16 protein-coding genes and 1 pseudogene are annotated in these 12935 nt (G+C 62.9%); 9 read left to right on the forward strand and 8 right to left on the reverse strand.

From position 1 onward, the window contains the following. From NKJ88_RS19465 to NKJ88_RS19475, 3 genes are read left to right on the forward strand one after another with little or no spacing between them, the layout of a single operon-like run. Positions 1-1248, forward strand: coding sequence for a cytochrome P450 (locus NKJ88_RS19465; protein WP_023693297.1), 1248 nt, complete (start codon positions 1-3; stop codon positions 1246-1248). 30 nt (positions 1249-1278) lie between these two features. Further along, complete coding sequence (locus NKJ88_RS19470) at positions 1279-1569, forward strand: transporter substrate-binding domain-containing protein (protein WP_280791137.1); 291 nt, start codon at positions 1279-1281, stop codon at positions 1567-1569. Then, positions 1454-1981 (forward strand): type 2 periplasmic-binding domain-containing protein, encoded by a 528-nt coding sequence (locus NKJ88_RS19475; RefSeq protein ID WP_280790547.1) that lies wholly within the window; start codon positions 1454-1456, stop codon positions 1979-1981. The genes NKJ88_RS19470 and NKJ88_RS19475 overlap by 116 nt, the downstream gene beginning before the upstream one ends. A gap of 20 nt (positions 1982-2001) precedes the next feature. Here the strand turns inward: NKJ88_RS19475 and NKJ88_RS19480 are convergent, their stop codons facing one another. The 6 genes from NKJ88_RS19480 to NKJ88_RS19505 form a co-directional block, all read right to left on the reverse strand. Continuing rightward, complete coding sequence (locus NKJ88_RS19480; RefSeq protein ID WP_373420123.1) at positions 2002-2334, reverse strand: cupin domain-containing protein; 333 nt, start codon at positions 2332-2334, stop codon at positions 2002-2004. A gap of 208 nt (positions 2335-2542) precedes the next feature. Further along, positions 2543-3823: an O-acetylhomoserine aminocarboxypropyltransferase gene (locus NKJ88_RS19485; RefSeq protein WP_023693295.1), complete on the reverse strand. Its 1281-nt coding sequence runs from the start codon at positions 3821-3823 to the stop codon at positions 2543-2545. Between the two features lie 167 nt (positions 3824-3990). After that, complete coding sequence (locus NKJ88_RS19490; protein WP_023669414.1) at positions 3991-4512, reverse strand: CoA-binding protein; 522 nt, start codon at positions 4510-4512, stop codon at positions 3991-3993. Beyond that, complete coding sequence (locus NKJ88_RS19495; RefSeq protein ID WP_023682312.1) at positions 4509-5285, reverse strand: AAA family ATPase; 777 nt, start codon at positions 5283-5285, stop codon at positions 4509-4511. The genes NKJ88_RS19490 and NKJ88_RS19495 overlap by 4 nt, the downstream gene beginning before the upstream one ends. 8 nt (positions 5286-5293) lie before the next feature. Next, positions 5294-5716 (reverse strand): VOC family protein, encoded by a 423-nt coding sequence (locus NKJ88_RS19500; protein WP_023682313.1) that lies wholly within the window; start codon positions 5714-5716, stop codon positions 5294-5296. Positions 5717-5728: 12 nt separating this feature from the next. Beyond that, positions 5729-6550: an enoyl-CoA hydratase gene (locus tag NKJ88_RS19505; RefSeq protein WP_023669411.1), complete on the reverse strand. Its 822-nt coding sequence runs from the start codon at positions 6548-6550 to the stop codon at positions 5729-5731. A 146-nt stretch (positions 6551-6696) separates the two neighbouring features. On the opposite strand from NKJ88_RS19505, the gene NKJ88_RS19510 reads away from it, so the two are divergent. From NKJ88_RS19510 to rpsI, 3 genes are all read left to right on the forward strand, one after another. Then, positions 6697-7161, forward strand: a complete 465-nt coding sequence (locus tag NKJ88_RS19510; protein ID WP_023743589.1) for a PaaI family thioesterase — start codon at positions 6697-6699, stop codon at positions 7159-7161. A 215-nt stretch (positions 7162-7376) separates the two neighbouring features. Then, positions 7377-7841 (forward strand): 50S ribosomal protein L13, encoded by a 465-nt coding sequence (rplM, locus tag NKJ88_RS19515; protein WP_023669409.1) that lies wholly within the window; start codon positions 7377-7379, stop codon positions 7839-7841. Between the two features lies 1 nt (position 7842). Further along, positions 7843-8325 (forward strand): 30S ribosomal protein S9, encoded by a 483-nt coding sequence (rpsI, locus tag NKJ88_RS19520; protein ID WP_023669408.1) that lies wholly within the window; start codon positions 7843-7845, stop codon positions 8323-8325. Positions 8326-8587: 262 nt separating this feature from the next. On the opposite strand, the gene NKJ88_RS19525 is transcribed toward rpsI, so the two are convergent. After that, complete coding sequence (locus NKJ88_RS19525; RefSeq protein ID WP_023693291.1) at positions 8588-9487, reverse strand: LysR family transcriptional regulator; 900 nt, start codon at positions 9485-9487, stop codon at positions 8588-8590. 91 nt (positions 9488-9578) lie between these two features. Here NKJ88_RS19525 and NKJ88_RS19530 point away from each other — a divergent pair, with 91 nt between their 5' ends. After that, positions 9579-10451 carry an aldo/keto reductase family oxidoreductase gene (locus tag NKJ88_RS19530; RefSeq protein ID WP_023823246.1) on the forward strand — a complete coding sequence of 291 codons (873 nt, stop codon included), beginning with the start codon at positions 9579-9581 and terminating at the stop codon, positions 10449-10451. Between the two features lie 200 nt (positions 10452-10651). Here NKJ88_RS19530 and NKJ88_RS19535 read toward each other — a convergent pair. After that, positions 10652-10870: pseudogene (locus tag NKJ88_RS19535) on the reverse strand (glycerophosphodiester phosphodiesterase family protein); the annotation flags it as partial. A 98-nt stretch (positions 10871-10968) separates the two neighbouring features. On the opposite strand from NKJ88_RS19535, the gene speB reads away from it, so the two are divergent. After that, on the forward strand, positions 10969-11970 hold the full coding sequence (gene speB, locus NKJ88_RS19540; RefSeq protein WP_023669405.1) for an agmatinase: 1002 nt from the start codon (positions 10969-10971) through the stop codon (positions 11968-11970). A 29-nt stretch (positions 11971-11999) separates the two neighbouring features. Next, positions 12000-12926, forward strand: a complete 927-nt coding sequence (gene argC / locus NKJ88_RS19545; protein WP_023823247.1) for an N-acetyl-gamma-glutamyl-phosphate reductase — start codon at positions 12000-12002, stop codon at positions 12924-12926. The last annotated feature ends 9 nt before the right edge of the window (positions 12927-12935 follow it).

The raw sequence follows: 12935 nt of genomic DNA on the forward strand, positions 1-12935 counted from the left end.
ATGACCACATCCATGCCGCCCTACCTCGCCTTTGATCCAGCCACGCGCCGCCTGCGGCTCGATCCGCACGAACCGGCGTTTTTCCAGAACCCCTACGACGCCTATGCCGTCCTGCATGGCGCATCGAATGCCTTCTTCTGGGAGGAATTCGGCTTTTGGTGCTTTGGCGGCTTCGACGACGTCAACCGGCTGTTGCGCGACCGCCGCTTCGGTCGCCAGAACCCGGCCGGCATTCCCGACAGCCGCGGCATCGGCGAGGATCGCTCGCATTTGGCCGCTTTCGACGGCATCGAGAGCAATTCGATGCTGGAGCTGGAGCCGCCGGTGCACACCAGGCTCAGAACCCTGGTCAACCGCGCCTTCGTCTCGCGCCAGGTCGAGCGGCTGCGGCCGCGCGTGGAGGCGCTGGCCAATGAGCTGATCGACCGTTTCGAACCGCGCCAGGTCGATCTATTGCCCAGCTTCGCCGCACCTTTGCCGATCACCATCATTGCCGAAATGCTCGGTGTGCCGGTCGAAATGGGGCCGCAACTGCTCGACTGGTCGCACCGGATGGTGGCCATGTACATGCATGGCCGGACGCGCGAGACCGAGGAAGCGGCCAATCGCGCCGCGCACGATTTTTCCGACTTTTTGCGCGGCTATGTCACCGAGCGGCGGAAGAAGCCTGGCGACGACCTGCTATCGCTGCTGATCGCGGCACAAGAGGATGGCCAGAAGCTGTCGGAAGACGAGTTGGTCTCGTCTGCCATCCTGTTGCTCAATGCAGGCCACGAGGCGACCGTCCATCAAACCGGCAACGCCGTGCGCACGTTGCTGGCGCAAGGCGGCGACCCCGGCCGTTTCTTCACCTCGCCGGAAGCAACCGCTGCAACGGTCGAGGAGTGCCTGCGCTTCGACGCGCCGCTGCACATGTTCACCCGCTACGCCTATCAGGAGGTCGAGGTGACATCGGGGGTTGTCGTACAACCGGGCGAGACGGTCGGCCTGCTGCTCGGCATGGCCAATCATGATCCGCTTGCCTTTGCCGAACCTGGCGCCTTCCGGCCCGGCCGACTAGACCAGAAGAATGTCTCGTTCGGCGCCGGTATCCATTTCTGCATCGGTGCGCCGCTGGCGCGGCTGGAGTTGCAGGTGTCGCTGAAAACCCTGTTCGAGCGGCAGCCGCAACTCCATCTTGCGGAGCAGCCGCGCTTCCGCGACACCTATCATTTCCATGGTCTGGAAAAGCTCACTGTGAGCTTGTGAGGACGGCGGAGCCGACGCATGCCCGAGAAAATGAGATTCGCCTTTCTACAGGAACCACCCTTCTGCTTTATCGACGGATCGGGACGTCTGGGCGGCAGCGATGCCCAACTGGCCAAGAGGGTCTGCCTGACGCTCGGGCTGGAACTTTTGCCCATCGAGACCGAGTTTGCCGAGCTGCTGCCTGGGCTTGCCGAAGGGGTGGGACATGACCACCGGCCTGTTCATTTCCGAAGACCGCCGGAAGCTGGTCGACTTCACAAGGCCGATCTGGATGCTGGCGGATGGATTGCTGGTCGCGAAAGACAATCCCCGCGCCTTTGATGGCTATCGGTCCGTCGCCAATGATCGGACGGCGCTGATCGGCGTCATATCGGGCCAGATCCAGCACCGGACGGCCCTGCAAAACGCTATTCAGCCCGAACGGCTAAGGATATTTGCCACCCAGGCCGAAGCAGCTAACGCCGTCGCGGCCGGCGTGGTGCATGCCTATGCGAGTGTAGCGCTCGCGCATCGCGGCTATCTGAGCCGGCGACCCGACGCGCCTCTCGACGTCGTCGACGTCCCGGCAGTCGAAAAACAGCCAGCGCCCGGCGCTTTCGCTCTCGCCAAAGGCAGTGCCACCCTGCTCCAGCGCGTCGACTTATGCCTCAGTGATTTGCTTGGCAGTCCCTGGCACAGGGAGATGATGAGCGGATACGGCTTTTCCGACACTGACATCGATCGGCTTTTGTGAAGTCCAAGCGCGCCGCGAGATCAGAGCTTGACCACATACTCCTTGCGGGTCGTTTCAAGCACTTCCCAGCTGCCCCTGAAGCCTGGCCTGAGCACGAAGCTGTCGCCGGCCCGGACCGTGCGCGCCTCGCCGCCATCCTCGGCAACCACCGAGACGCCGGACAAGATGTGGCAGAACTCCCATTCGTCATATTCGATGCGCCATTTGCCCGGCGTCGCTTCCCAGATGCCGGCATAGAGGCGGCCATCGCGCTCCTCGACATTCCAGGTGCGGAACTTCGGATCGCCCGCAATCAGACGATCCGGCGCCGGGGCGCCATGTTCGGCGTCGACGCTGTCGGTCGATATTGCCAAGTAATGCGCGGACAGGGCTTGCCTCCAACAGATTAGTGAGTAGTGAGTAGTGCAGTGAGTAGTGCAGTGAGTAGTGACTAGTGAGTAGTGACTAGTGAGTAGTGAGTAGTGAGCGGAAAGCGCTCCCTCGAGCGGGTGGCTGATCACTAATCACTGCTAACTAGTGAATACCGACTACTACTCACTACTCACTACTCACTACTCACTATCAAACCTTGGTCAAAGCCTGTTCCAGATCGGCGACGATGTCGTTGACATCCTCGATGCCGACGGAAAGCCGGACCGTGTCCGGTCCGGCACCCGCCTTGACCTTCTGCTCGTCGGAAAGCTGGCGATGCGTGGTCGAGGCCGGATGGATGACCAGCGACTTGGTATCGCCGACATTGGCGAGGTGCGAGAACAGTTCGAGCGCCTCGACGAACTTGATGCCTGCGTCGTAGCCGCCCTTCAGGCCGAAGGTGAAGACAGCACCGGCGCCTTGCGGCGAGTATTTCTTCTGCAGCGCGTTGTTCTTGTCGCTGGGCAGGCCGGGATAGTTGACCCAGGCGACCTTGGGGTGGTTGGACAGCCAGCCGGCTACGGTGATCGCATTGTCGCAATGGCGCTGCATCCTGAGTGGCAAGGTCTCCAGCCCGGTCAGGATCAGGAAGGCATTGAACGGCGAAATCGCCGGGCCGATGTCACGCAGGCCAAGCACGCGCGCGGCGATGGCGAAAGCGAAATTGCCGAAGGTTTCGTGCAGGACAAGGCCGCCATATTCGGGGCGCGGCTCCGACAGCATCGGATATTTGCCGGATTTCGACCAGTCGAACGTGCCGCCATCGACGATGGCGCCGCCGATCGAATTGCCGTGGCCGCCGATGAACTTGGTCAGCGAATGGACGACGATGTCGGCGCCATGCTCGATCGGCCGCACCAGATAGGGCGAGGCCAGCGTGTTGTCGACGATGAGCGGCAAGCCGTGCTTGCGGGCGATGTCGCCGATTTTCTCTATGTCGACGAAGGTGCCGCCGGGATTGGCCAGGCTCTCGATGAAGATCGCCTTGGTCTTGTCGTCTATCTGGCTTTCGAAGGTGGAGACGTCGTTGGTGTCGGCCCAACGCACCTCCCAGCCGAAATTCTTGAAGGCATGGCCGAACTGATTGATCGAACCACCGTAAAGCCTTGTGGCGGCGACGAAATTATCGCCAGGCCGCATGAGATTGTGGAACACGATCACCTGTGCGGCATGGCCGGAAGCAACGGCAAGTGCAGCCGTGCCGCCTTCGAGCGCCGCGATCCGCTCTTCCAGCACCGCCTGGGTCGGGTTCATGATGCGGGTGTAGATGTTGCCGAAGGCCTTCAGCCCGAACAGCGAGGCGGCATGGTCGGCATCGTCGAACACAAAGGAGGTCGTCTGGTAGATCGGCGTGGCGCGTGCGCCCGTCGCCGGGTCGGGCTTGGCGCCGGCATGGACGGCGAGCGTGTTGAAACCGGGCGTGCGGGTCATCGAAAACCTCCCTGAGCGGTAAACGTGTGAATGATGAAATGGTCAATGGTGAGCGATGAATGGTGGTCGCAAAGTCGGCCAGTCCCACCTTGATTGCAAGCCGCTCATATGCGGCTTTACCCGGCTTCCAGGAAAATCCTTCTATTCACCATTCACCATTCACTGCCTTACTTCTGGCGCACACCGAAACTCTGGAATCCCGACCGCATCAGCGGCTTCTTCGACGAAAGCACACCGGAGTTGACGCCGGTCCAGCCGATCTCGCCCGACAGCTTGCCATATTCGATCTTCGGGCAGCGGTTCATCACCACCTTGATACCGGCCGCCTCGGCACGCGCGGCCGCCTCGTCATCGCGCACGCCAAGCTGCATCCAGACGACTTTCGGCAAGGGGTCGAGCTTCAGCACCTCATCGACAATGCCGGGCACCGCTGCGGAGGCGCGAAAGATGTCGACCATGTCGACCGGTTCAGGCAGATCGGCAAGGCTGGCATAGGTCATGCGGCCGAGGATTTCCTTGCCGGCCTGCCCCGGATTGATCGGAAACACCGAAAAGCCCTTGGCCAGCAGGTATTTCAGCACGAAAAAGCTCGGCCTGACATCGTTGGCCGACGCGCCGACCATGGCGATGGTCTTCACAGAATTGAGGATGCCGCCGATGTAGGCATTGTCGTAGCTATCGTGATTCACTCGTCGGTCTCCCTCAGTGCTTCCTCCATAAAGGACTGCGGGTCCGTGCAGAAGTCGCGCATCATGCGAAAATGATCGGTATCGGTGAAATCTGTGGGGTCGAGGCCGAAGCGGCTGATGCGGAACAGCCGCGCGCCCGGACAGGCCATCAGCAGCGGCGAGTGCGTCGCCATGATCACTTGAGCCGTGCCGGACCGGTCCATGCGCCGCAGCATCTTCAGCAGCTCGATCTGCCGCGATGGCGACAGCGCGCTTTCGGGCTCGTCGAGGATGTAGATACCTTGCCGGCGGCAGCGCTCCTCGAAGAAGCGGATGAACCCTTCACCATGCGACCAGGACAGGAAATCCGGCGGCGCCCCGCCAGATTCCAGCGCCGCCTGATCGAGATAGCGGGCAACCGTGTAAAAAGATTCGGCGCGGAAGAACCAACCCGCTGTGACCTTCGGCAGCCAGTGGCCGCGCAACGTGTCGGCAAGCGCTGCACCACTCTCGTCGATGGCGCCGGAGTGGTCGACGGGCATGTAGCCCTTGCCGCCGCCGGCTTCGTCGTAACCGGCCACCGCGCCGATCGCTTCCAGCAGCGTCGATTTGCCGGTGCCGTTTTCGCCGACAATGATGGTGATCGGCGTGGTGAATTCGAGCTCGAATTCGCGGCCGCGGAACAGCGGCAGGTTCCAGGGATATTTTTCCCAATCTTCCACGCGCTCGGGGTCAATCAGGATGCGTTTGAGATAAGGCGCCTTAAGCCGGGTCAGTTGCTTGCGATAGCCCATGCGGACGCTCAATCCGGCAGCGAGATGGTGCCGTCATCCGCGATCGGGAAGGCCGGATTGTGCGCCACTTCCCAGACATGGCCGTCGGCATCGGCGAAATAGCCGTACCAGCCGCCCCAGAAGGCACGGCCGGCCGGCTTGACGATTGTGCCGCCGGCCTTCTCGGCTGCGGCCAAGACCTCGTCAACCTCGGCATCGGAGCGGGTGTTGTAGGCGAGGTAGACCGCCGACGGTGCTGCGGCGAAGGCAATGCCTGAATCCTCCTCGGCGCTTGGCCGCGGGAACAGGCCGAGAATGGCGCCGCCCATCTGGAAGAAGGCGACGCCATCGGTGATGCCGGCGTGGCGCTTCAAGCCCATGCCCTCGTAAAAGCGCACGGCGCGCTCGAGATCGTCGGTGGCGATGGTGATGATGGAGATGCGCGGTTCCATGGATCGAAAAGCCTATTCGTCCGTCCATTCCGGTTTACGCTTGCCTATAAAGGCGCCGATGCCTTCCTCGGCGTCGCGGGCCAGCATGTTCTCGACCATGACGCGGCCGGTATAGGCATACGCGTCCGCCAACCCCATCTCGGCCTGCGCGTAAAAGGCTTCCTTGCCGGTCTTGACCACCAGAGATGATTTGGAGGCAATGGTTTGCGCGTATTTGGTGACGATCTGATTCAGGTATTCGCGCGGCACGACGCGGTTAACCAGGCCGAATTCCTTGGCGGTTGCGGCATCGATGGTCTCGCCGGTGAGCAGCATTTCCATGGCGTGCTTGTGAGACACGTTGCGTGACAGCGCCACCATCGGCGTCGAACAAAACAGGCCGATATTGACGCCCGGCGTGCAGAAGGTCGCTTCATGCGAGGCAATGGCGAGGTCGCAACTGCCAACCAGTTGCAGCCCCGCAGCAGTGGCGAGGCCATCGACTTCGGCGATGATCGGGAGCGGATGGCGCACGATCTGCTGCATCAACGCCGCGCAAGCCGAAAATGTCTGCTCGAAAAACCCCTTGCCCTTGTCGGCGTCGGCGCGGCGCGCGGTCATTTCCTTGAGATCGTGACCGGCGCAGAAGACTTTCCCGGCGGCCGCCAAGACGATGACGCGGACCGATTTGTTGGCCTTGGCACGGTCGAGCTCGGCGCTCAATGCCGCCATGACGGAAAGCGACAAGGCATTGGCGGGCGGATTGGCGAGCGTCAGGCGCAGCACGCCCTTGTCCAGCCCGGCGATGACCGGCCCGTCTATGGCAACAGGTTTGATCGAAAGGATTTCGGCCATGACAAGGGTCTCCGCGATTCCGCCGGGCGCCGCCAGACTATCTAATATCGGATCGAGTTTCATCAACACCCATCGCTTGCGCCAGAGGTGTTGCCAGAAGCGCATCATTGCGTTCATACAGGCCCGGCATAGAACGAGAGACCGACATGCCCGCCCAGGACAATCTCAAGCCGGTGCTGACGGCGGCTGAAGTCAATGCGCTGATGGCCAGCGTCTACCCGCAGCTCAACGACGAGTTCACGTCGTATGAGGCGCTCGATGTGTTTCCGGGCGGCTGCACGGTGCGGCTCAACGCCAGCGAACGGCATTTGCGTCCCGGCGGCACGGTGTCCGGGCCCTCGCTGTTCACGCTGGCCGACATTGGCGGCTATGTCTGCGTGCTCAGCCATGCCGGGCCGGATGCGCTTTCGGTTACGGTCAACCTCAACATCAATTTCGTCCGCAAGGCCGAGGCCGGCCCGATCGACGGCCATTGCCGCATCCTGAAGCTGGGCAAGAGCCTGATGGTGTTCGATATCGACATCGTCGCCGGACCGAAGGAACACACGGTTGCGCATGCGACCGGCACCTATTCGATCCCGCCGAAGCTCGCCGCCGATGTGGTAAAATAATACCTTTTAGTCAAACCTTTGTTTTTATTGCACTTTACGAGCAGACGTGCTTTTCCCGCGCCTTGACGTGCCCACTCCCCTCGCCTATAAGCCGTCACGAAGCAGCGGCCCGCAAAGGCCGCCGTTTTGTTATTGGCGGCGGGCAAGTGTCTTGTCGCCAATCTAAGCAACAAGAAACGCCTTCTTCGGAAGGTCCAAATCGAAAGCAGAAATCCATGGCAACCTTTTCGCAGAAGCCTGCGGATGTGGTGAAGAAGTGGGTGCTGATCGACGCCGAGGGTCTCGTCGTCGGCCGTCTCGCCACTGTCATCGCCAATCATCTTCGCGGCAAGCACAAGCCCACCTTCACCCCGCATGTCGACGACGGCGATAACGTCATCGTCATCAATGCCGACAAGGTGGTGTTCACCGGCAAGAAGTTCACCGACAAGGTCTATTACTGGCACACCGGTCACCCCGGCGGCATCAAGGAGCGCACCGCGCGCCAGCTGCTCGAGGGCCGTTTCCCCGAGCGTGTCGTCGAGAAGGCCGTCGAACGCATGATCCCGCGCGGGCCGCTCGGCCGTCGCCAGATGAAGAACCTCCGCGTCTATGCAGGCACGGAACATCCGCATGTCGCCCAGCAGCCCGTCACCCTCGACGTCGGCGCGCTGAACGCCAAGAACAAGAAGGTTGCATAAGATGGCTGAGCTTTCCTCGCTCGCAGAATTGGGCGCCGCCACCGGCAACACCAACACCCAGCCGGCAGCACCCGTGCATGTCCAGAAGCTCGACAAGTCGGGCCGCGCCTATGCCACCGGCAAGCGCAAGAACGCAATTGCGCGCGTCTGGGTGAAGCCGGGTTCCGGCAAGATCGTCGTCAACGACAAGGAATTCGCGACCTATTTCGCGCGTCCGGTCCTGCAGATGATCCTCAACCAGCCGATCATCGCTTCCAACCGCGCCGGCCAGTACGACATCGTCGCCACCGTCATCGGCGGCGGCCTCTCCGGCCAAGCCGGTGCCGTTCGTCACGGCATCTCCAAGGCGCTGACCTACTATGAGCCGGCACTGCGCGCCGTGCTCAAGAAGGGCGGCTTCCTGACCCGCGACAGCCGCGTCGTCGAGCGCAAGAAGTACGGCAAGGCGAAGGCCCGTCGTTCCTTCCAGTTCTCGAAGCGCTAAGCGCTGCGACGTTCCAGACATCGAAAGGCCGCCTCCGGGCGGCCTTTTCTTTTGGGTCTCGGCAGTCACCCCACCCGGCGCTTCGACCTCCCCATCGAGGGGAGGTAGGAGGTCGCGGCAGTTTTGCCACCCGGACAATCCACGATGGTCCAGCGGCTAGCAAACCAGTTCGACCATAAAAACGCGGCACCCTACCTCCCCTCGATGGGGAGGTCGGCGCGAAGCGCCGGGTGGGGTGATGGCGCCGGCCTCGGTTCAAGTCTCAGAACTTGCCGGCCTTAATATAATCGATAAACGCCCGTAGCGGCGCCGGAACCAGACGCCGTCCGGGATAGTACAGAAATGGCCCGGGAAAGCTCTGCCACCACGGTTCGAGCACGGGCTCCAGGGCGCCGCTTTCGAAGTGGGGGCGAAGCCAGCCCTCGAAGAGAGCGACGATGCCGCTGCCGGCAATGGCCGCATGGACGGCAAGATCGCTCGCCCCGCCGATCCGCACGATCAACGGCCCCGTCGTGTCGACCCGCACCACCTCGCCGTCGCGCTCGAATTCCCACGGCAGCATCGCACCGCTGGCAAAACGACCGCGCAGACAAGCATGGCCAAGCAGGTCGCTCGGGTGCTGCGGCCGCCCATGGCGCTCGAGATAGGCGGGGCTGGCGCCAGTGGCGAAGCGCTGGACGCGCGGTCCGATCGGCACCGCGATCATGTCCTGCTCCAGTCGCTCGTCATAGCGGATGCCGGCGTCGCAGCCGGCCGCCAACACGTCGACGAAGTTCTCATCGGCGATGACCTCCAGCCGAATGCCGGGATAGGCGGCGAGGAAGCCCGGAACGATGTCGGGCAATATCAGCCGCGCGGCGCTGACCGGGACGTTGAGGCGCAGCGAACCGGCCGGCCTGTCGCGAAAGCCATTGACCACGTCGAGGGCCGCCTCCACCTCCGACAGCGCCGGGCCAAGCCTTCCCAAGAGGCTGAGGCCTGCGTCGGTTGGAACAACGCTGCGTGTGGTGCGGTTGAACAGCCTGACGCCAAGTTGCGTCTCCAGGCGGCGCACCGCTTCGCTCAGGCCCGACGCGCTGCCGCCGCCGGCGCGAGCCCCTTCGCGAAAACCGCCGGCACGCGCCACCGTCACGAAAGCGTTCAGATCGCCAAGGTCCATCATTGTTCGCCATTCCGCACAAGCTGTACGGATTGTACCTTATTATCCCGAGGTTGAGCAGCGTCTATCTTCGCCTCCTCAAAGGAGACCGACCATGTCCACCATCCAAAAATCCGGCACATTCACCCTCGGCAGCCACACCGTGGAACGGCTCGGCTACGGCGCCATGCAACTTGCCGGCCCGCACGTTTTCGGTCCGCCGAAGGATCATGACGCGGCCATTGCAGTGCTGCGCGAAGCGGTGGCCTCCGGGGTCAACCACATCGACACCAGCGACTACTATGGCCCGCATGTAACCAACCAGCTGATCCGCGAAGCGCTGGCGCCCTATCCGCAAGACCTCGTCATCGTCACCAAGATCGGGGCGCGGCGCGGCAGCAACGGCTCCTGGCTGCCTGCCTATTCCGCCAAGGAACTAGAGCAGGCCGTGCACGACAATCTCAGGAATCTCGGCCTTGAGGTGCTGGATGTCGTCAATCTGCGCATCATGTTCGGGGTGATGGGTCCGGCCGAGGGCTCGATCGAGGCGCAGTTGACCGCGCTTGCCGAACTGCAGCGCAAGGGCCTGGTGCGCCATATCGGCCTGAGCAACGTCACCCCAGCGCAGGTCGAGGAAGGCCGTGGGATCGCCGAGATCGTCTGCGTGCAGAACCAGTACAATCTGGCGCATCGCGACGACGACGGGTTGATCGATGAACTGGCGCGCGCCGGCATCGCCTACACGCCGTTCTTCCCGCTCGGCGGCTTCAGCCCGCTGCAGTCGTCGACCTTGTCGGATGTGGCCACGCGGCTCGGCGCCACACCCTTGCAGGTTGCGCTCGCCTGGCTGCTGCGCCGCTCGCCGAACATCCTGCTGATCCCGGGGACGTCGTCGGTCGGGCATTTGAGAGAGAACCTGGCGGCGGCGGAACTGGAGCTGTCGGCTGATGTGCTGAGGGAATTGAATGGGGTGGCGAAAGCGGCGTGAAGATTTTGCGGGCGGCGCTGTCACCCCACCCGCGCCTTCGGCGCGACCTCCCCACCGAGGGGAGGTAGGAGGTCGCGGCAGCCTTGCATGCCTCGCAATCGCTACGACTGTCGGAATCTAAAGCGCCAACGCCCTACCTCCCCTCGATGGGGAGGTCGGCGCGCAGCGCCGGGTGGGGTGATGGCGCCGACGTACGATTTCTAATTGATACTCGCCGTATTCGCGGCTCGGCCGGCTTCCCTCATCCACATAAGGCACCCTAAACCCGTTGGCCCCCAGCCAGCCAATGGCAGCCTTCGGTTCGTCGGTCTGGATGATGGTGGCGCCGCGTTCGGCCCAGAAACCGTGGTCTCGGCCGGCATGCCGGCCTGCACCGCCAGTTCATCGCCGCGGCCGCCGGAGAGGATGCCGCCGGGCCTTGCACCTTGGCGATACAAGTCCTTCGCCAAGCTGTGACTGGCATCTTGCGTGCCGGTTCTGTAGTTGTGGCAGCCCGATGAACAAAGAAGGACCCGTAATGGCGAACCAGACCATCGATAACGCCTTCACCGCCCGCTCCAAGACGGGGCCTTCCTTCGAGCCGACCTATGCCGGCGCGCTGTCGTTCATGCGGCGCAAATACACCAAGGATGCAAAGGGCGCGGACGCCGTCGTGTGGGGCATTCCGTTCGATGCCGCCGTCACCAACCGGCCGGGCGCGCGCTTTGGGCCGCAGGCGATCCGCCGCGCCTCGGCGATCCTCGACAACGACCCGCAATATCCGTTCTCGCGCGACCTGTTCGAGCATCTCGCCGTCATCGACTATGGCGATTGCCTGCTCGATTCGGGCAATCACCAGAAGACACCAGGCACGATCGAGCGCGAGGCGGCGAAGATCCTGAAATCGGGTGCCTTCCTGTTGTCGCTCGGCGGCGATCATTTCGTCACCTGGCCGCTGCTCAAGGCACATGCCGCCATCCACGGGCCGCTGGCGCTGGTGCAGTTCGATGCGCACCAGGACACCTGGCCTGACGATGGCAAGCGCATCGACCATGGTTCGTTCGTCGGCCGCGCCGTCAATGAAGGCATCATCGACCCCGACCGCTCGATCCAGATCGGCATCCGCACGCATGCCCCCGATACGTTCGGCATCAAGATCCTTTACGGTCACGAGATCGAGGAGATGCGGGCTTCCGACATCGCCTATGCGATCGTCGACCGCACCGGCGGCAGGAAGACCTATCTCACCTTCGACATCGACTGCCTCGACCCGGCCTTTGCGCCCGGCACCGGCACGCCGGTTGCCGGCGGACCGTCCTCGGCGAAAATCCTGTCGACGCTGCGCCAGCTCGGCCAGGTCGATATTGTCGGCGCCGACGTCGTCGAGGTTGCGCCGGCCTATGATCACGCCGATATAACGGCGATCGCCGGCTCGATGGTGGCCATGCACTATCTCGGCCTGGTGGCCGAGCGAAAAGCGCGGGCGGAAGAGCTGAACAGCGGCAACCATGGCGCGGCAAACCATGGCCAGGGCATATAGGCCTGAATTAGCAGGGAATTGACGGGCACATGAAACCGAAAATCTTCATCGATGGCGAACACGGCACCACCGGCCTGCAGATCCGGGCGCTGCTGGCCGAGCGCGGCGACCTCGAGATCATCTCGATCCCGGCCGAGCGCCGCAAGGAAACGGCGGCGCGCGCCGAGTTCCTCAATGCAGCCGATGTCGCCATCCTGTGCCTGCCGGATGCGGCTGCCAAGGAAAGCGTGTCGCTGATTGCCAACGACACCACCAAGGTGATCGACGCCTCCACGGCGCATCGCGTCGCCGAGGGCTGGGAATACGGTTTTGCCGAGCTGGACAAGGATCAGGCCAGGATCATCGCCAATGCGAAACGCGTCGCCAATCCCGGCTGCTGGCCGCAAGGACCGATCGCGACACTGCGGCCGCTGGTCGCCGCCGGCCTGCTGCCGGCGGATTTCCCGATCACCGTCAATGGCATTTCGGGCTATTCGGGGGGCGGCCGGCCGATGATCGAGGACTATGTCGCCAAGGGCGAGGATGCCTCTGAATTCCAGGTCTATGGGCTGACCCTGCAGCACAAGCATGTGCCGGAGCTGCGCACCTATGCGAAGCTGTCGCACGATCCGATCATGCAGCCGGCGGTCGGCAATTTCGCCCAAGGCATGATCACGGTGGTGCCGCTGCAGCTCGGCGGGCTTGACCATGTGCCGACGGGTGCTGAACTGCATGCCGCGATCGCCGACCATTTCGCCGCCATCAAGGGCAGCGTGATCGAGGTAGCGCCTTACGAGCACGTGGAGCGCCTGCCCGAGATCAATCCCGAGGTCTATAACGGCACCAATCGGATGAAGGTCTATGTCTTTGCCAATGACGACAGGGCGCAGGCGCTGCTGATTGCGGTCTATGACAATCTCGGAAAGGGCGCCTCGGGTGCTGCCGTTCAGAACATGGATCTGATGCTCGGCCTTTAATTCAGTTGG

Origin of the sequence: Mesorhizobium sp. M0016, assembly GCF_040324035.1 — a bacterium.
Taxonomy (GTDB): Bacteria; Pseudomonadota; Alphaproteobacteria; order Rhizobiales; family Rhizobiaceae; genus Mesorhizobium.